This window comes from Streptomyces sp. NBRC 110611, from assembly GCF_001590865.1.
In the GTDB taxonomy this organism is placed as follows: Bacteria; Actinomycetota; Actinomycetes; order Streptomycetales; family Streptomycetaceae; genus Streptomyces.
Genome location: NZ_BBUY01000026.1, coordinates 39,804 through 58,339, shown reverse-complemented (window position 1 = coordinate 58,339; position 18,536 = coordinate 39,804). Strand labels below are relative to the sequence as shown.

Genomic DNA, 18,536 nt, shown 5'->3' with positions numbered 1-18,536 from the left:
CTGGCGCATCACCGGCGGGCGGCGGGTCTGCCCGCGGTGTCGTTGGCGTGGGGCCCGTGGTCCCAGGAGGGTGGCATGACCGGCACCCTCACCGAAGCCGACCTCCAGCGCATGACGCGCTCGGGCATGCCACCACTGACCAGGGAGGAAGGCCTGGCCCTCTTCGACGCCGCGCTCGGCAGTACCGAACCCATGGCACTGCCCGTCCGCCTGGACCTGACGGCGCTGCGCCAGCAAGGTGACGTCCCCCCGCTACTGCGCAGCCTGATCCGTACCCCGGGCCGACGCGCGGCGGCGGCCACAGCGGTCGGCGACGCCGCGGCCGCCTTCGCCCAGCGTCTGGCCGGGCTGACGGCGGCTGAGGGATGCGAGGTCGTACTGGACGCCGTACGCGGTCAGGTCGCGGCGGTCCTCGGACACGCCGGAGCCACGGATATCGACCAGGACCGCGCGTTCCTGGATCTTGGCTTCGACTCCCTCACCGCGGTCGAACTCCGCAACCGCCTCAGCGCCCTCACCGGAATCCGCCTGCCGGCAACCCTGCTCTTCGACTACCCGACGCCGACGGAACTCGTCGACCACCTCCATGCCAGGCTCGCGCCCGAGCCGTCCTCCGGCCCGGAAGCGATCCTGGGCGAACTCGAAAGGCTGGAAAAGACCTTCGGCGGGCTCGACGTCACAGAGGAGATGCACGAGCAGATAGCCGGCCGACTGGAAGTCCTCAGGGCAAAGTGGACCGCTCTGCGGGCCACCGCCGCGTCAGCCGGGCCCGACGCGTCCTCGTCCGACGAGGACTTCGACTTCGCGTCCGCCTCCGACGAGGAGGTCTTCGACCTCCTCGACAACGAACTCGGCCTGTCCTGACCCAACGAGCACACACAACACACAACAGACGCAGGCAACGGATAACAGCAACAGGCAACAGATAGCAGGCACAGACAACGCCCCCTTCCGGCCGTGCGCCGGAAGGGGGCGTCACCTTGCGTTGCGTGCCGATGGCGGCCGCTCGGTCGGCGTTCAGGCGGTGAGCAGCGCCTCGCGCAGCCGCTTCAGGTACTGCTCGCTGAGGCCCAGCCCGTCTCGCAGATAGGCGTCGAAGGTGCCGAAGCGGGCCTTGACCTCGTTGAAAGCCGCGTTCAGGTATGCGGACCTGGCGTCCAGGACCGGCTTGAGGCGGGCTGCCACCTCGGGGGTCTGTTTGGCGAGGGTGGCGGCGTTGCTCGCGGCGAGGTAGTCGTTGGTGGCCAGGTAGTCCCGCATGACCGTGTCGCGGTCCACGCCCAGGGCCGTGAGCAGGGCGGCGGTGGCCCAGCCCGTACGGTCCTTGCCGCCCTGACAGTGGTAGGCGAGCGCGGCGGACCGGGGATCGTTGGCCAGGCCGAACAGCGAACGGTAGGCGTCGGTGGCCGACTGCTTGGAGACGAGCAACCGGTAGGAGTCGAGCATCATCTGCTCGGACGCCTCGGCTGTGGCGGGCAGCTCGCCCTTGACGTCCCCGCCGAAGACATCGGCGACGACGTAGCGCGCGCCCGCGGGCACGCGGTCCGGTGCCTCGGCGCGCTCGCTCGGCATGCGCAGGTCGAGGTCCGTATGGATGCCGAGGTGCTGGAGCTTGGCGAGGTCGGAGTCGGTGAGCGCGTGCAGGTTATTGGTGCGGTACAGCACGCCCATCCTGACCCATCGGCCGTCGGCGGTGCGGTAACCGCCCGCGTCGCGGAAGTTGGCGGCACCCGACAAGTGCAGCGAGCGGTCGGCGAGGGTGAGCGAGTCGCCCTGGTCCGGGACGAGGCGGAACCACCGTCGGTCGGCGGCGGGCAGTCCGCGTACCGTGACGGTACCCTCGGCCCCGCCGTGCGCCACGGCCCGGTCGTCGGTGTAGACGGTCACCGAACCGATGCCGGATGCCTTCCAGGACACGGTGAACGAGCCGTCCTCCTGCTGGGTCACCCTGGCGTCGGTGAACGGAATCCTGTGCGCGGCGAGCGGTGCCTGTGATGTCTGCGATGCCTGCGATATCTGGGATGCCGGAGGTTCCTGTGGCACCTGTGGCGCGTGCTGGCCCGCTCCGGTGGGTGCACCGGGGGGCTCGGCCAAGGCGAGGGGCGCGGTGACCCCCACTGCCGATACGGCGGCTATGAACGACGTGGCGATGCGGCGGGCGGTCAGTACCGCTGCCGGGGAAGGGGAGTTCATGACGGGACCATATTGCGCGAAATGGCCCGAAAATAACTAGAGTTGGTGAGCGCCGCGCAGCACGCCATCTCCTCCGCCGCTGCCGGGGCGGGGTGCGGCGGGTGGTCGCGTCTGTCCGGGACACGCGGACGGCGGGAACCAGGGGTACGGATTTTCGATGATATCTATGGAGAGCGGTCGCCACAGCGGCCGCTGTGCTGTTCCGGGAGGCAGGGGCGAGAGTCATGACCGTCGACATAGTGCGCTTCGCCGTGCTCGGTCGGTTACGGGCCTGGCGCGGCGACCGCGAGCTGGAGCTGGGCCCGCGGCAGCAGCGGACCCTCCTCGCCTTGCTGTTACTGCGGCAGGGCGAGCCGGTGACCGCCGGTCAGCTGGTGTCCGAGGTCTGGGGGGAGGACGCACCACCCCGGGCGGTGGGCACGCTGCGCACGTACGTGTCGCGGTTGCGCAAGCTCCTGGAGCCCGAGCGGGATGCCGGAGCGGCCCCGGAGGTCCTCGTCTCGGTCTGTGACGGCTACGCGGTGCGCGTGCCGCAGGACGCACTGGATGTGGCGGAGTTCGAGTCCTTCGTGGCCGCCGCCGAGCGCGAACGGATGGCCGGCCGCCCGGCCGAGTCCCGCGATCTGCTGGGCTCCGCCCTCGCACTGTGGGGCGAGGAGCCCTTGCAGGGGCTGACCGGGCCGGGCATCGAGGCCCAGCGGGCCCGGCTCGCCGACCGCAGGCTGGCAGCGCTGGAGAGCCGCCTCGCCCTCGACGTGGAACTGGGCGGCCACGCCGCCGTGCTGGGCGAGCTGGTGGCGCTCGCCGAGCGCCACCCGCTGCGGGAGCCACTGCACGCGCTGCTGGTGCGGGCGCTGGGGCTCTGCGGCCGACGGGACGAGGCGCAGGCCGCTTTCGCGCGCATACGCCGTGCCCTGGCCGAGGAGCTCGGTCTCGACCCCGGGCACGAGCTTTCCGCCCTCGCCCGTGACATCGCCGCCGACGGTGGGGGCCGTACCGTCTCCCTCGCGTCGTCGCGCTCGGCCGAGCAGGCGGACGGGGAGCCGGACCGCCTCCGCTGCCCCGCCCAACTCCCCGGCGACATCGCGGACTTCACGGGCCGCGCCGGTGCGGTGCGCGAGGTGTGCGAACTCCTTGCCGCGCCCCCGGAAACGGGAGCCACCGTCGTGGCGGTATCCGGCCTGGGCGGGGTCGGCAAGAGCGCGCTGGCCCTGCACGCCGCGCACCGGATGCGGACGGGCTTCCCGCACGGGCAGCTGTACGCGGACCTCAGGCATCCGTGCGGGCATCCCGTTGACCCGGCCATGGCCCTCGGGTCGTTCCTGCGCGCGTTCGGCGTCGCCGATACCGACATCCCCGCCGGCACCGCGGAGCGCATCTCCTTCTTCCGCGCCCGGATGGCGGGCCGGCGCATGCTCGTCGTCCTGGACAACGCCGCGGACAGCGACCAGATCCGCTCCCTGCTGCCCGGCACCGCCGCCAGCACCGTCCTTGTCACCAGTGGCGCCAAGCTGGCCGGGCTGCCCGGGACCCGGTTCGTCCACCTCGACGTCATGGCGCCCGACGAGGCCCTGAGTCTGCTCGGGCGGGTGATCGGCCCGGAGCGGGCCGCCGCCGAAGCGGAGGACTGCACCCGGCTCGTGGCGGCGTGCGGCTTCCTGCCGCTGGCCGTGCGGATCATGGCCACCCGCCTGGCCACCCGCCCCTCGTGGACCGTGGCCTCGCTCGTCAAGCGGATGGCGGAAAGGGAAGGGCGGCTGGCCGAACTCAAGGTCGCCGACCTCGCCGTGGAGGGTGTCTTCCGGCGCGAGTACGGGCGGCTGCCCGAGCCGCTGCGGCGGGCCTTCCGGCTGCTGCCGCCGGCCGACGAGCCGGACGCCGCCTTCCGGGCCGTCGATGTCGCGGCCTCGCTCGGCAGGCCTCCGCACGGCGCCGAAGAGCTGTGCGAGTCGCTGGTCGACATCAGCTTGCTGGAGTCACCGGCACCCGGCTGGTACCGCTTCCACTGTCTGCTGGCCGAGTTCGCCCGCACCCGCACCGGGAATGACACCGGCGTTCACGCGGCAGCCGGCCCCGAGCAACGTTCATCCGCACCCGGGCAACGTATGTCCTCCCCCGAGCAACGCTCTTCTGCTTCCGGTCAACGCTCCTCCGCCCCCGGACCGTTCACCGTGGCTCCGGTCCGGCGGGTCTCGCGCGGCCGGCGGCCCAAGGCGGTGGCGTACGTGCGTCCCGCCGCGTGGGACCGCGCCGGGTACGAGGCGTGCCCGACGGCCCCGCGCACCGCTTGCACCTGTTGTACCGCGTGCACTTCCTGCACCGCGTGTACCTCGTGCACCTCCTGCGCGTCCTAGGGACGGTCCGGTGGGGGCGGCCGTCGTCGTGTGCGGCACGTCCACCGGACACGCCCTCGCACACCACGGGGCGGCCAACCCGCCCCGTACCACCCCAACGATCCGGAGTACCAGTGCCCCACGAGCCCCATCCCGCCGCCACCCAAGCCGCCCACGACGCGCGGCCCCAGCTGTCCTTCCGCGTCCTGGGACCCGTACAGGCCATCAGCGGCGGCGCCGAGACCGGCATCCGGCCGCCGCTGTGCGCCGCCGTACTGGCCGCTCTGCTGCTGCGGCAAGGGCGGCCCGGCTCCGCGGCGGCGCTCATCGAGGACGTATGGGGAGACGCCGCGCCGCCGCACGCGCTCGGCGCGCTGCGCACCCACGTGTCCCGCCTGCGCGGGCTGCTGGAGCCCGGACGCGCCGCGCGCACCCCGGCCCAGGTCCTGGTCTCCCACGGCGAGGGGTACGCGCTGCGGCTGGAACCGGGCGCCCTCGACCTCATGGAGTTCGACCGGCTGACGGCCGCGGCCGAGCGGGCACGCTCCGCCGACCGGCCGCAGGAAGCGCGCTCCCTGCTGGACGCGGCACTTGAACTGTGGCACGGCGAGCCCCTGGCGGGGGTACCCGGTCCGTACGCCGCCGCGCAGCGGGCCCGGCTCACCGAGCGGCGACTCGCCGCCGTCGAAGCACGCTGGGAAGCCGAACTCCGTCTGGGCGGGCACGTGGCGGCGATCGGACCGCTGCGGGCCCTGGCGGACGATCACCCGCTGCGCGAGCGGACGCAGGAACTCCTGATGACCGCGCTGTACGAGGCGGGCCGACAGGCCGAGGCCCTGGAGGTGCACGCCCGCGCCCGCCGCGGGCTGCGGGAAGCGGGCACGGTGCCGGGCCCCGGGCTGGAGCGCATCCACCGGCGCATCCTCGCCGGATCCGCGACCCCGGCGACCCCCGCGGTGGCCGGGGTGACCGGGGTGGCCGGGGGGCCGACGGCCCTGCGTCTGCCGCCGGGGACCGCCGACTTCACCGGGCGCGAGGACACCATCGGCCAGCTGCGGGCCGCGCTGGACCACGGACGGGTCGTGGCCGTCAGCGCCGTGAGCGGTATGGGCGGAGTCGGCAAGACCGCTCTCGCCGTGCACGTGGCGCACGGCCTGGGTGCCCGCTTTCCCGACGGTCAGCTCTTCGTCGACCTGCGTGGTACCGACGCCCGGCCCGCCGACCCGGCTCAGGTGCTGGGCGATTTCCTGCGCGCCCTGGGCGTCGCCCCCGGTCGCGTCCCTGGGCTGCCGGCCGAACGCGCCGCCCTGTACCGGTCCTTGATGGCCGACAGCCGGGTCCTCGTGGTCCTCGACAACGCCCGTGACCTCGACCAGGTCCGTGACCTGCTGCCCGGCGGTCCCGGCTGCGGCGTGCTGGTCACCAGCCGCACCCGGCTGGCGGGGCTGTCCGGCGCCACCTTGGTCGACCTGCGGGAGTTGACCGAGTACGAGGCGTTGGCGCTGCTCGTACAGATCATCGGCGAGCGACGCGTACGAGCCGAGGAGGAGGCCGCCCGGCAGCTGCTCGACGACTGCGGGCGGCTGCCGCTGGCGATCCGCATCGTCGCGGCCCGGCTCGCGGCCCGGCCCGCCGCTTCCCTCGCGCAGACCGCGCGGATCCTCGCGGACGAGCGGCGGCGGCTGGCCGAGCTGTCCGGCGACACCGACGACGTCGAGACCACCTTCAGGCTCGGCACCGACCTGCTCGACACCGAGCAGCTTCGGGCGTTCCGGCTGCTCGCCCTGCCCGAGGTCCCCGAACTGACCAGCGCGGCAGCGGCGGCCCTGCTGGACCGCACCGAGCGGCAGGCCGAGGAGCTGTGCGAGACCCTGGTCGATTTGAGCCTCCTGGAGTCCGTCGGGCCCGGCCGCTACCGCTATCACGACCTGCTGCGCCTGTACGCCCGCAAGACCGCCGCCGAGGAGATAGCCGCCGCCGAGTGCGATGGCGCGCTGCTGCGGCTCCTGGAGACCTACCGCGCCCTCGCCCGTGACGCCTACCGTGCCGTCATGGCGGGCGACGCCTTCCCCGTCACCCTCGCCCCGGTGCCGTCCGCGCCGGGGCCGGTGTCGGACGCGGCGATGCCGTCCGCGCCGGTGCCGGACGCGGCGGGGCCGGGGGCACCTGCCGGCCGGAGGCTGGGGGAGGGACTTCCGGCACCGGCCCCAGGCCACTTCGCCACCCAGGACAGTGCCACGACCTGGCTGCTCGACGAGGTCTCCACAGTGCTCGCCCTGACCGAGCAGGCCGCGCGTCACCCCCGCATCCCGGTGACCATCGCCGCCGAGCTGCTGCTGTCCGCCGACCCGCTGGGCCGCCACGCGAACCAGCCGTATGGCCTGGAGCGGGCGGCACGGGCCGTCCTGGAGGCGGCCGAACGCTGCGGCGACCCCGGTGCCGAGGCCGTCGCGCACTATATGCTGGGCGGCTCCCACGCCCAGCGTTTTGAACTCGCCACGGCTGTACGGCACTTCCACATCACGGCCGATATCTGCCGTCGCGCGGGTCACTCGACGCTGCTCGGCCTCACCCTCGGCGTCCTCGGCGGCTGTGCGCTGGGCCTGCACGACTTCCCGGCCGCGCTCGACCAGCTCACCGAGGCCATGCCGTTGGCCGAGGCGGCGCAGAGCCCCGGTTGCGTCGCGTACGTGCGTGGCTTCCTGGGCCTCGCCCAGCTGGCGAACGGGGTACCGGAGGCCGCGATGGAGTCGGGCCGGGCGGCAGTCGCGGTCGCCGAGACCTCCGGCGACCGCGAGGGCCTGGCCCAGGCACTGCGCGTACTGGGGCAGATCTGCCTGTGGCTCGGCCGCCCGGACGAGGCACTGGACTGCCTCGCCCGCAGCCTGGACCTCTGGCGCGCCACGGGCTCCCGCTTCCGCGAGTCCCTGGGCCAGAGCCTGCTCGCCGAGGCCCACAACCTCCTGGGCCGGCCGGAGGAGGCCGCCACGTACGCCGAGGAAGCCCGGGAGAGCGCCGAGCAGTTCGGCGGTGGATATCTGCTGGGCCGGGCCCTCACCCAGCTCGGCCACGCCTGCGCGGCCCGCGGTCGGGAGAGCCAGGCCACGTTCTACTACCGGCAGGCGCACGCCCTTCTCGAACGGCTGGGGATGCCCGAGGCCCGTGACGTCGCGGCCAGACTGAACGGCTGACCCCCGCACCCGGCGCCCGGAGCGCACGGGCCCCACGGCGCCCGCCGAGACCTCGGCGGGCGCCTTTTTGCTGCCTCCGTTTCTCGCTGCCTCCGTCGCAGGTCACCACGTGCTGACAATCCGTTGATGCGCGGTTTATCGAACGCGGATCCGGCGGTGACACGCTCATCGAGCCCGCCTCGAAGGCCCCGCCCCGCACAGGAGGACGGCCCTCGGGCGGCTGCTGTCACCGGCAGGCAACCGCACCCGTCGACCGCCGAGGTACTCGTCTTGGACTCCCCGACACAGGCACAGGCACAGACACAGCCACTGCTCCCCTCACCGATCACCGCCGAATCGATCACCGCGCCCCCCGGAAAGGCCACGGTATGAGCTTCCTGGGAACCGAGCGCGAGGTGCTCGAACGCCGGCTTCCCGGCCTCGACGCCAGGCTCGCCGCTCACCCGCTGGCCGAGCTGGAGCGGCCCGGCAGCCCCGCCATCGCGGCGTTCCGGGACGCCGGGGGAGCAGCCCTGCTGGTACCCGAACACCACACCGGCATCGGCGCGAGCCCCCTGGAAGCCGTCCGGCTCCAGCGGGCCGTGGGCGCCCGCTGCCCCTCGCTGGCCGTCGCCACCACCATGCATCACTTCTCGGTGGCCGGCCTGGTGGAGATCGCCAGGCACGGGGCCGGCTTCGAGTGGATGCTGCTGGAAGCCATCGTCGGCGACCGCCTGCTCCTGGCATCCGGCTTCGCCGAGGGCCGTACCGGCCAGTCCGTCCTGCGCCCGGCCATCACCGCCCAGCGGCGTGGCGACCACATCCTGCTCAACGGCAGCAAGAAGCCGTGCAGCCTCGCCCACTCCATGGACGTGCTGACCGCCTCGGTGACGATGACCGACGCAGAAGGCACCGAGCGCCTGGCGGTGGCCATCGTCCCGGCGAAGAGCCACGGCGTGTCCGTACGGCCCTTCTGGCGCAGCTCCGTGCTGGCCGGCGCCGAGAGCGAGGAAGTGGTCCTCACCGACGTCGAGTTGGACCCGCAGATGGTCGTCCTCTCCGACGTCACCGCCGGCTCCGCGCTGGACTCCCGGCACCTCGCGGGCTTCCTGTGGTGCGAACTGCTGATGACGGCCGGCTATGTGGGCACGGCCAGTGCCCTGGTGGAGCGGGTGTTGCGGCACGGCGGGGGCTCGGTCGCGGACCGGGCCGCGCTCGTCACCGAAGTCGACGCCGCCATGCTGTCCGTGGAGGCCGTGGCCCGAGAGATGGGCGACACCAGCGGATGGGGCGAGGCACTGCTGGTCAAGGCGCTGACCGCCCGCTACGCCGCACAGGACGCCATCGCCCGCACCACGCAGGCCGCGCTGACCGCACTCGGCGGCATGTCCTTCATCGGATCCGACGAGGGCACCTACCTCGCCACGGCCGCCACCGGCCTCAACTTCCACCCGCCGTCGCGGGGCAGGACGGCCGAGGCGCTGTGTGCGGCCCTGGACGGCCAGGCGCTGCGGGTCGGGTGACGACGGGGGCGGGGCAACGGACCCCAACTTTCCCGGCACTCCGCCTGTCCGCCCGCCCTCCCCGCCTCCCCGCCCGCTCCTTCTGCCTTCCCCGCGCGCTCCCTCCGCCTCCCCGCCGCCCTCGTCCCCTTCTCCCTCCTCCGCTTCTCCCTCCCTTCTTCTCCCCGTCAAGGAGGTCGCAGATGACCGTCCCGCCCCGGACCGCCACTTCGTCCGACGCGGTGTTCGACCGGTTGCGCCGGCACCAGTCGCCCACACTCGCCCTCACCGGCAAGTTCGCCGGCCAGGGCGCCGTGGAATCCGCCGCGTCGGGCTCGCGGGTCACACTCTCCGACGGCCGTTCGGTCCTGGACTTCGGCTCCTGCGCGGTCGCCCTGTTGGGCCACCGCCACCCCGGCGTCGTCGCTGCCGTGCAGCGGCAGCTGGCGGTGATGCCCACCTCCACCCGGAGCCTCGCCAACCCCGTCAGCGCCGAGGCCGCCGCCGTCCTCGCCGACTACCTCGGCGGCTCCCTGCCCAAGGTCGCCTTCGGGCTCAACGGGGCCGACGCCGTGGAGATCTCGGTCAAGCTCGCCCGCCTCGCCTCCGGCCGGGACCGAGTGCTGGCGGTGCGCGGCAGCTACCACGGCACGACGATCGGCGCGCTGGCGCTCACCCACAACCCCCTGTTCCGCGCCGGACTGCGCGGCTGCACCGTGGACGTCGTACACATCGACCCCGACGACCCCGACGCGGTCCGCAGGGAGTGCGCCCAAGGCCCGGTCGCCGCGCTGATCTTCGAGCCCGTACAGGGCGAGAACGGTGCCGTGCCGCTCTCTCCCGAGGTGCTGCGGCGGTGGACGCTGGACGCGCACGCCCACGGCGCCTTCGTGATCGCCGATGAGATCCAGTGCGGCCTGCGGCGCTGCGGTGAGCGCTCGGTCGCCCTCGCCGAACGGCTCACCGTCGACGCGGTGCTCGTCGGCAAGCCGCTCGGCGGCGGCATCGTGCCCTTGTCCGCGATGGTCTGCTCGGATCTGCTCTACGCGCCCCTCTCGGCCGACCCGTTCCTGCACTCGGCGACCTTCGGAGGACATCCGCTCAGCTGCGCCGCCCTGCCGGCCGCCCTGGCGGCGGTGGAGGACCTGGCCGGTCACGGCCGCATGCTCACCGACCGGCTCACCGCCGGCTTGCAGACCCTCCACGAGCGCCACGGGCAGGTCATGAGCGGCTTCCGCGGCCGGGGCCTGCTGTGGGGCATCGACTTCACCGCACCTCAGACCGCGGGCGAGGTCGTCGTCGGCCTGGCCAACGCCGGCCTGCTCGTCTCGCCCTGCCTGAGCCGTCCCACGACCGTACGGCTGCTGCCCCCGCTGACGACCACGACCGCCGAGCTCGACCAGGCCCTGGAAATCCTCGATACCGCCCTCGACGGCGCAGCCCGCACCTTCACCGCCGGCAGTCCCGCCACCCCACGCTCCCCGGCAGTCCCGGCGTTCTGACCGCACCCAGGACCTGAACTGCACCCCAGGACCTGAACCGAATCCAGGAGAAGAACCACATGACCGACATCGACATCGCCATCAACACCCACGTCAACACCAACACCAACACCAACACCGGCACCGCAGGCCGGCAGGCCCCTGCCGCCCGCCCGGAGATCACCGAAGCCGAACTGGTCGGCACCGTCCGCGCGACCATCGCCGACGTCCTGGGCACCACGCCCGACGCCATCACCGACAGCACCGCTCTCGAAGCCGACCACGGCATCGACAGCCTGGAGCTGATGGCCATCGGAGCTCAGCTCGAACGTGCCCTCGGCGTCCAGATCGTCCCCGAGGACCTGCTACGGGCCGATACCGTCGGCCACGCCATCGACCTCCTCACCGGCCGGAAAATCCGGTGAGCCGATGACTTCCCCCCGGTTATCCTGCCTCGTCCTGAACAGGCCTTGGAGGTCCCGCACCGTGAGCAGCACCACAACGTCCTTTCCCGAGCGGATCGAGCTGTCGGGGGAGGCTCTGGTCCTGCGCGACTGGACAGAGGCGGACCTGGCCGCGATGCCGGAGCTGTTCGACCACCCCGACATCGCGTACTGGACGCCGATCGCCTCCCCCTTCGACGAAGCGGCCGCCCGCGCGCGTCTGGAGCGGAACCGGCAGCTGCGGGCGGAGGGCACGGCCATCGTGCTCGCCATCACCGTCGATGGTGGCGCACCCCTCGGCGAGGTGATGCTACGGCGTGCCCCCGAGGGCACAGAGCTCGGCTACGCGGTCGGTCCGGCACACCGCGGCCAGGGACTGGCGGCGCGGGCGGTGCGGTTGATGGCCGCGTACGCCTTCGAGCAGCTGGGTGCGGACCAGGTGATCCTGGAGCTGGAGGCCGAGAACGCCGCCAGCGTCGCCGTGGCCACCAAGGCGGGCTTCAGCCTGCTCGATGTACCGCTGATCAAAGGTGACCTGAAGGGACGGCCCTACGCTCTCCAGACGTGGGGCCTGAACCTCACCTGATCCACTGGACCGACGTTTGCCGATCGGTCTACTGGTCGGCACGCGCCGGAGCCAGTCCTTCAGCGGTCAGTCCGGCCAGGACCGCCTCTCCCAGAGCCTGTACGGCGGACTGCGGCCGGACCATCACCGTGAACTCCTTGATCCGGCCGTCGTCGTCGAAGTGCAGCAGGTCGATGCCGTGGATCTGCTTGCCGTTCACGGTCGTCCGGAAGAGCAGGACTGCCGACGGGGCCTCGGCACCGTCGGCGCTCGTCTGCGAGGTGCCGTCGTACTGCCCGATGTAGCGGAAGTCCTCGAAGGTGCGCAGGAGGACGCCGAAGAGCCCCACCACCATCCGCTTGCCCTCGAAGGGCGTGAACTTCACGGGGCTGTAGAAGCGGATGTCCTCGGTGAACAGGTCGTCCAGGGCGGTGAGGTCACGGTTGTCGACGGCGGCGCGGAAGCGGTCTGCTGCGGTCATACCCTCTCCTCTTACTCATGAATCTGAGTACTCAGTTTCATGAGTACTATCATGAACGACGCTCCCGTCGGCAGGCGGGAGATAAGGGGATGGGAAGGAGGGGGCGGTCCGATGGCTCTGCGGCATGCCGTACTGGCGGCGCTGCTCGATGAGGAGCTGAGTGGGTACCAGCTGGCCAAGGCGTTCGACCTCGGTGTGGCGAACTTCTGGTACGCCCAGCCGCAGCAGCTGTACGCCGAGCTGGCCCGGCTGGAGGAGGCGGGGCTGATCCGGGGCCGCGAAGTGGTTCAGGACACTCGGCCCAACAAGCGCCTGTTCCAGGTCACCGACGCCGGTCTGGCCGAGCTGGAACAGTTCACGGCGGCAACGGCCAAGCCCTGCTTCATCCGTGACGACCTGCTCGTCAAAGTCCAGGCAGCCGATCGCGTCGACACCGAGACGCTGATCACGCAGCTCATCGAACGCGCCGCCTTCGCGCATGCCAAGGCCGAGCTCTTCGGCAAGCTGCTGCACACCATGCGCGGCGCCCGCACCGAAGAGGAGTTCCTGCGCCACGGCGAGCGCATCGGCCCCTACCTGACCTGTCTGCGCGGCCTCGCCTTCGAGGAGAGCAACCGCGACTGGTGTGAGCGTACGGTCACCGTCTTGCGGGAGCGGCAAGCCGTCGAGGTCCCCCGACAGTGACCACCGTTTACCCGCGTTGCCCCGGTGCCGGGCGAGCGGGTGAGCACCGGGGCCGGGCGGGCGGCTCAGTTCGACGGGCCGTACAGCACGTTGCCGGGGGCGTTGGGGTCGGTGCTCGTGTAGTACTGGTGCATGGCGTCGAGGAGTTCGCCGACGCTCAGTTTGCCGCTGCCATCGGCGTCCAGGGCCTGGAAGGCCGCCGCTCGGTCTTCCTCCGCAGTGCGGAAGACTCGCTGCCAGGCCTGGAACTCCTTCTCGTCGACCTCTCCGTCGCCGTCGGTGTCGAGGAGCTTGCAGACCGCCTCCAGCATGGGCCGGAATGCCTGGGAGAAGCCCTCGGCGGAGGTGATGAACGCTCCCTTCATGCCGGTGCGGTACTCCTCGGGTGTGAGCCGCCCGTCTCCGTCCGCGTCGGCAGCGGAAGCGATGGCGGTCCAGAAGGTGACCATGCCGTTCATCAGCAGGGTGCCCTTGGGTGATGTGGCGGACTCGCCGAATTCGGCGAGCAGTCGTGCGCCCAGGGTGAACAGGTCCTCGCGGTCCACGGTTCCGTTGCGGTCGGCGTCGATGTGCCCGAAGCAGACATCGATCTTCTGGTTGAGCAGGGCGTCTTGGGCCTGGGTGGTCATGTGCGCGCAGTCTCCTCGTTGTCCGTTCGTTGTTCGTGCGGTGTTTCTTCGCTTTCCGGGTGCCGGTGCGCGCCCGGAGGTCTGGTGCTGGCGGAGTGCACCGCCGCCTGGTGGTCGAAGACCTGGGTGCGGGGCGGGTCGATGGTCACGCTGATGCCCTGCAGCCGTGTGGTGCGCAGATAGGGGAGGTTGGCCTCGCCGAACGTGCCGCCGCTGAGCCCGGTGCCACCGACCGTGGGCAGCACCGGCAGGCAGCCGATATGGCTGTCGTTGACCTTCAGTACACCGCCGTTGCCCATGTCGCAGAACCGCTCGATGACGTACGGGTCCCGCGCCCACAGGGAGTTGCGCAGCCCGTAGGGGTTTCCGTCGACGAACTCCACGATGTCGTCGAGGAGTTGCTCCGGAGTGGCGTGATCGGCCCGGTCGGGCGTGACGACGCACATCAGCGGGAAGAAGGTCTCCTCCCGCACCGCTCGTATCCGCCCCGCCGTCGCGAGCCCGTGCACGCGCAGCAGGACGGGGCGGATGAAGGGGCCACGGGCGGTGACCTTGTCGTGTACGTCGACGAGGTCACCGCCGCACAGGTGCTCGGCCCCTTGCTCCACCGCGTCGCGCAGCACGTCCAGGCACTCGCCGCGTTTGACGACGGCGCTGAGCACGACGTCCGGGTTCTCGGGTGGTCCCACGTGCAGTTCGGCCACTCGGCGGTGCAGCAGGGCGGTGAACTCGTCGGCCACGTCGGGGTGGGCGACGACGAACTTCGGCGCGATGCACAGCTGCCCCGAGCCGTAGTACCGTTCGGCCGCCGCGGTCGCCGCCTGCTCCAGGTCGGCGTCGCGCCACACCACCATGGCGTCGTTGCCGGACAGTTCCAGGACCGGCTTCTTGCCGTGCGCCAGGCACTCGGCTTCGAGGCGCGCGCCGTGCCGGGCGGGTCCGTAGTAGAAGATGTCGTCGCAGTCCGCGGAGCCGAGCCACTGCCGTACGGCCGACCGGGACGGGGAGCACAGGACGCTGAGCGTGCCCGGTGGGGCGCCGTGGCGGTCGAGCAGCGGGGCGACCAGCTCGTGGTACAGAAAGGCAACCGCGAGCGGGGCGGTGGGCGGGGCGTTCACGATCAGGGCGTTGCCCGCCGTGAGAACGAGCAGGCCGAGCATAGACGAGAGAAATCCGGCATTTCGGGCTGCGTTGAGGCCGACCACCCCGTCGGGCTTGCGGACCAGGCGGATCAGGCGCCCGGCCCGCTCCGTGCGCCACTCCAGCGTCTGCCGGGCATGTTCGAGCGTCTCGGGGTGGATCATGGACAGTGCCACGGTCAGTTCCCAGTGCGCGACCCGCACCGGGTGCCCCTCGGACACCAGGACGTCCACCACTTCGTCGGCCCGCTCGCGCAGTGCGTCATACGCCGCTGCGGCGAAGGCGAGGCGCCTCGGCAAGGGGGCTCGTCGCCACTCCTTGCCCGCCCGCCGGGCCAGCCGCAAGGCCGCGTCACCCTGCTCGGACGTGGACAGGGCCACCCGGGCGGCCAGCCGCGCGTCTGTCAGATCGGATGCCGCGGCGTTTCCGCAGTCGAGGCGGGCCTTGAGGGCCATCGTGTCGTAGGGGGTGTGCAGTAGCGCACTCGCCCGAGGCCAGTGAACCCAGCCGCTGCCGGTCCGTCTCTCGCTCCCGATCAGCACCGGGTAGGAATCAAGCACGGCCGCAAGCCTGCTCCGGTGAGCTCGACTTGATGTGTGAAGGTCTCCAACTCTCCATCATTCGGATGGACTTGAGAGTGAACGAGTTGAGGACTGCCGGCGGCAGGTGGTATCGACTCGCGCAACGGCAGCCAGGGGGAGGGTCCTGGTTTCCGGGCTCACCGAAGTCCGGCTCCTCGCAGCCTCCGGGAACTGGTCCGACCGCCCCTGCCGCCCTGACCGCCCTGGCCGACCCGACGACCCGACCGCCTCGGTGACCCGGAGATCCCGATTCCGCTGGTTATGCCAGCCCCGGGGAGGGCGTCCCGGAGCCGGGCCGTACGGTGGGCCAATGCTCGATCCGACACCTCCCACGGGTTCCGCGGCCTCCACCGAGTCCACGGCACGCCCCGGCCTGCCCACCGCGGCGGGCACCCCCGTACCCGCCGCCGTCCCTGCGCCTGCCGCCTCCGCCTTCGAAGGCCGGCGCCCCGTGGCGGCGGCCTTCCGTGCGCTCGCGGCCCTGACCGGGGTCACCGGCATCGTCCTGGACATGATCGCGTCCCACGACCTGGGCCGGCTCTTCAGCTACTTCACGATCCAGTCCAACATCCTGCTGGCCGTCGTCTTCGCCTGCTCCGCCCACCGCGCCTGGACCGGACGCCCCGCGCTCTCTCCCCGGGTCACCGGCGCAGCGCTGCTCTACATCTGCATCACGGGGCTCGTCTTCCACTTCGTGCTGTCGAACGACGCCAGCGGCTTCTCCATGACCAGCCACCGCACCGCCCTGGAAACGGTCGCCAGCCAGCTCCTGCACACCGCGACCCCGCTTGCTGCCGTCCTCGACTGGCTCGTCCTCACCGCCCCCGGCACTTTCCTGTTCCGCGACGCCTGGCAGTGGCTCGCCTACCCCGTCCTCTACCTCCCCTTCGCCCTCATCCGCGGCGCCCTCCTCGCCCCTGGCACCGACGGCCGCTACCCCTACCCCTTCCTCGACGTCGACCTTCGCGGCTACGCCGGCATCGCCACCCACGCCGTCGTCTTCGCCCTGGCCTTCTACCTTCTGGCCCTCGCCCTCGTCGTCCTCGACCGCATATGCCCCCGCTTGGGCCGACGACTGGATCCAGTGACGTAACGACTTGCGGACTGCTAGGGCCTGTCCGATGGGTCCGCGTGGGCCCGCCGACCCATCGGACAGGCCCTAGCCAGGGAAGGCAGCACCGTCCAGCAAGGTGGACAGGTAGCCGGGGCGTTCTTCGACCACGAGGTGCCCGGCCCCGCCGACCACACCCAGCTCAGTGCCGAGTGTGTCGCGTACTGCCGGGCCGAGCCGCCGTGGAGGGAGGAAGACGTCGTGCTCCCCGGTGACGACCCGGCGGGGAATCGACCGCGCGGGCAGGACGGCAGCGCCTGGCGCTCCGCTGGAGCCCCGAAGGAGTGGCCCATCACCGCTACCGGCGCGGACGAGATCTCCTCGATCACGCCGCTCAGCCATGCCCCGTACCACGACAACCGGCGGCCGGAGAGAGGCCGTTCGCCGCAGCTGAGACCGGGCTGCCCCGGGATGTCCACGAGCAGCACTCGGAAGCCGGCGGCTACCAGGGCCGTGGCCAGCGGCAGGGATGCGGCGGCGTTGAAGTTGGTGCCAGGGACGAACACCACCGTGGTCGCGCCGGACCCGGCGAGGACCACATGGGTCTCTGCGCCCTTGACGGTCACCGTCTTCCGTTCATGCGGTACCGGCCATGCGGCGAGCTGGTCGAGGCACCAGCGCCGGATGAGCTCCTTACCCGTCTCACTGCGGTAGATCGAGTCCACTGGTCGAGTATCGGGTATCGAGTATCGCGCCTCGTCCCGTCCGGGTATGTTCGGTGATCCGGCAAGTCGGTTGAGGTTGCGCAGGGCGTGCGGTGGCCGGGCTCCGCGGCGCGCACCACCTCACGTAGACGGTGGACAGCCATGAGTTTCGCGAGGATGGGATGGGCAGTCATGAGCCCTGCTCGGGGCCGGCGTGTGGTGGCTCTGCTCGCCCCGTGGCGTCTTTCGGGGGCCTGTGTCGGGCGTGAGATGACCGACATCGGAGACCGTTCCCGGGTATGGAGGGTGGACACCGATCACGGGCCTTATGTCGCGAAGCTGACATTCGATGCCCCCGTATGCGTCGAGCCCGGTCTGCGGATTGCCGCCGTCCTCGATCGCGCCGGCATCCCCACCGGGGCGCCCGTCCCTGCCGCAGACGGCCGCCTCTGCAGACACGTCCGGATGTGCCGCAACCGGCGGGCCACCTGTTGGACTTCTACGCCGGCGAGGCCGCCCGTCTCGCCGGTCCCCGCGGCACCGCACTGGGCAAGGCGGTGGCCGCCATCACCGACTTCCGCACCCATACGCGGCTGAGCGACGGCGTACTCTACGGCGATCCCACGCCGGAGATCCTCCTGGACGCGAACTCGAACGAACTCGCACTGATCGACTGGGGCACTCCCAGCCACGGCCCGCTGCTCCACGACATCGTCAGCTGGCAGCTCTTCCTGACGTCCCACCAGGAGCCCGAAGCTGCCATGACGGTGGAACAGCGTTTCCTCGCCGCCTACCGGGGCCGCTGCCCGATCGATGAGCAACAGCTGGCCGGCCGGCAACTGTTCCTGGACCTTCACCGCGCCGTCCAGGACGCATGGCAGCCGGAACCGCCCCAAGGCACCGCTCGGTGACAGCCCCACCGCACCTGCGACGCGGTATGTCGCCTACTGCGGCTGCGGGTCCGTCGCGAGTCGTGCGTGTGTCTCGACGTCGTAGCGGATGCCGTGGTAGTCGAGTTTTTGCCGCTGCAGGCCTTCGGTGGTGAATCCCGCAGCGAGGGCTACCCGACAGGAAGCAGGGTTGTCGGTGCGGTGTCCCAGTTCCAGCCGGAAGAGTGCCAGATCGGCGAAGCACCAATGGGCCAGCGCCCGGCATCCGTGGGTTGCCACCCCCTTGCCACGGGCGGCGGCAGTGGTCCAGTAGGAGATCCATCCGGTGGCGTGCCGGAGGTTGAGGCTGGTGACCGCGACACCGCCCAGTGCCACGTCCGTGCCGTTGGTGCTGTCGGTGACGGCAAAGCTGTAGGCCACCTCTTGGCGCCATTGAGTGCGCCGCCGTTGGATCCATTGCTCGGCGTCTTCGGTGGTGGTGATGGGGGCGTCGGCTTGCCGTTCCATGACCGGTTCGGTGAACGCCTCCAGCACGACGGGGGCATCGGATGGCTCCCACGGACGTAGACACAGCCCTGCCGGCAACCGTATTCGATCTCGCATGTGCGGATTGTCCCTGCGGTGCCCGGAGGACGCCACTGCGGTGGGGCACTCATTGCACGGCGCTGAAACCGGCGTCGTCCGGCATG

16 protein-coding genes are annotated in these 18,536 nt (G+C 71.5%); 10 read left to right on the top strand and 6 right to left on the bottom strand.

What is annotated here, in order from left to right; genetic code table 11:
- The coding region (locus AZE13_RS30975; RefSeq protein ID WP_258528100.1) for a phosphopantetheine-binding protein at nt 1-864 on the top strand (864 nt) is incomplete at its 5' end.
- Between the two features lie 153 nt (nt 865-1,017).
- On the opposite strand, the gene AZE13_RS30970 is transcribed toward AZE13_RS30975, so the two are convergent.
- The gene (locus tag AZE13_RS30970) at nt 1,018-2,193 is read right to left on the bottom strand and encodes a tyrosine-protein phosphatase (protein WP_066939453.1); all 1,176 of its coding nucleotides are present in this window, start codon (nt 2,191-2,193) and stop codon (nt 1,018-1,020) included.
- Nucleotides 2,194-2,417: 224 nt separating this feature from the next.
- Here AZE13_RS30970 and AZE13_RS30965 point away from each other — a divergent pair, with 224 nt between their 5' ends.
- From AZE13_RS30965 to AZE13_RS30940, 6 genes are all read left to right on the top strand, one after another.
- Nucleotides 2,418-4,547 carry a BTAD domain-containing putative transcriptional regulator gene (locus AZE13_RS30965; RefSeq protein WP_066939450.1) on the top strand — a complete coding sequence of 710 codons (2,130 nt, stop codon included), beginning with the start codon at nt 2,418-2,420 and terminating at the stop codon, nt 4,545-4,547.
- A 113-nt stretch (nt 4,548-4,660) separates the two neighbouring features.
- Nucleotides 4,661-7,717, top strand: coding sequence for an AfsR/SARP family transcriptional regulator (locus AZE13_RS30960; protein ID WP_147264766.1), 3,057 nt, complete (start codon nt 4,661-4,663; stop codon nt 7,715-7,717).
- Between the two features lie 368 nt (nt 7,718-8,085).
- A complete protein-coding gene (locus AZE13_RS30955) occupies nt 8,086-9,219 on the top strand; it encodes an acyl-CoA dehydrogenase family protein (RefSeq protein WP_066939448.1) in 1,134 nt (377 codons plus the stop codon).
- 182 nt (nt 9,220-9,401) lie between these two features.
- Entirely contained in the window at nt 9,402-10,700 is a 1,299-nt protein-coding gene (locus AZE13_RS30950; protein WP_066939445.1) for an aspartate aminotransferase family protein, read from the top strand.
- Between the two features lie 59 nt (nt 10,701-10,759).
- Nucleotides 10,760-11,104, top strand: a complete 345-nt coding sequence (locus tag AZE13_RS30945) for an acyl carrier protein (protein ID WP_079124549.1) — start codon at nt 10,760-10,762, stop codon at nt 11,102-11,104.
- 61 nt (nt 11,105-11,165) lie between these two features.
- Nucleotides 11,166-11,708 (top strand): GNAT family N-acetyltransferase, encoded by a 543-nt coding sequence (locus tag AZE13_RS30940; protein ID WP_258528099.1) that lies wholly within the window; start codon nt 11,166-11,168, stop codon nt 11,706-11,708.
- A gap of 28 nt (nt 11,709-11,736) precedes the next feature.
- Here the strand turns inward: AZE13_RS30940 and AZE13_RS30935 are convergent, their stop codons facing one another.
- Nucleotides 11,737-12,168: a nuclear transport factor 2 family protein gene (locus AZE13_RS30935; RefSeq protein ID WP_066939439.1), complete on the bottom strand. Its 432-nt coding sequence runs from the start codon at nt 12,166-12,168 to the stop codon at nt 11,737-11,739.
- A gap of 111 nt (nt 12,169-12,279) precedes the next feature.
- On the opposite strand from AZE13_RS30935, the gene AZE13_RS30930 reads away from it, so the two are divergent.
- Nucleotides 12,280-12,852 (top strand): PadR family transcriptional regulator, encoded by a 573-nt coding sequence (locus AZE13_RS30930; RefSeq protein ID WP_066939436.1) that lies wholly within the window; start codon nt 12,280-12,282, stop codon nt 12,850-12,852.
- A gap of 65 nt (nt 12,853-12,917) precedes the next feature.
- Here AZE13_RS30930 and AZE13_RS30925 read toward each other — a convergent pair whose 3' ends face one another.
- Complete coding sequence (locus tag AZE13_RS30925; RefSeq protein ID WP_066939433.1) at nt 12,918-13,481, bottom strand: EF-hand domain-containing protein; 564 nt, start codon at nt 13,479-13,481, stop codon at nt 12,918-12,920.
- On the bottom strand, nt 13,478-15,181 hold the full coding sequence (locus tag AZE13_RS30920) for an aldehyde dehydrogenase family protein (RefSeq protein ID WP_258528098.1): 1,704 nt from the start codon (nt 15,179-15,181) through the stop codon (nt 13,478-13,480). Before AZE13_RS30920 ends, AZE13_RS30925 begins: the two co-directional genes overlap by 4 nt.
- Nucleotides 15,182-15,512: 331 nt before the next feature.
- On the opposite strand from AZE13_RS30920, the gene AZE13_RS30915 reads away from it, so the two are divergent.
- Nucleotides 15,513-16,295, top strand: a complete 783-nt coding sequence (locus tag AZE13_RS30915; protein WP_066939428.1) for a Pr6Pr family membrane protein — start codon at nt 15,513-15,515, stop codon at nt 16,293-16,295.
- A gap of 14 nt (nt 16,296-16,309) precedes the next feature.
- Here the strand turns inward: AZE13_RS30915 and AZE13_RS30910 are convergent, their stop codons facing one another.
- A complete protein-coding gene (locus AZE13_RS30910; RefSeq protein WP_066939425.1) occupies nt 16,310-16,978 on the bottom strand; it encodes an alpha/beta fold hydrolase in 669 nt (222 codons plus the stop codon).
- 446 nt (nt 16,979-17,424) lie between these two features.
- Here AZE13_RS30910 and AZE13_RS30905 point away from each other — a divergent pair, with 446 nt between their 5' ends.
- Complete coding sequence (locus tag AZE13_RS30905) at nt 17,425-17,868, top strand: phosphotransferase (RefSeq protein WP_147264765.1); 444 nt, start codon at nt 17,425-17,427, stop codon at nt 17,866-17,868.
- Between the two features lie 33 nt (nt 17,869-17,901).
- Here AZE13_RS30905 and AZE13_RS30900 read toward each other — a convergent pair whose 3' ends face one another.
- Nucleotides 17,902-18,450 (bottom strand): GNAT family N-acetyltransferase, encoded by a 549-nt coding sequence (locus AZE13_RS30900; RefSeq protein WP_066939477.1) that lies wholly within the window; start codon nt 18,448-18,450, stop codon nt 17,902-17,904.
- Nucleotides 18,451-18,536: the final 86 nt, after the last annotated feature.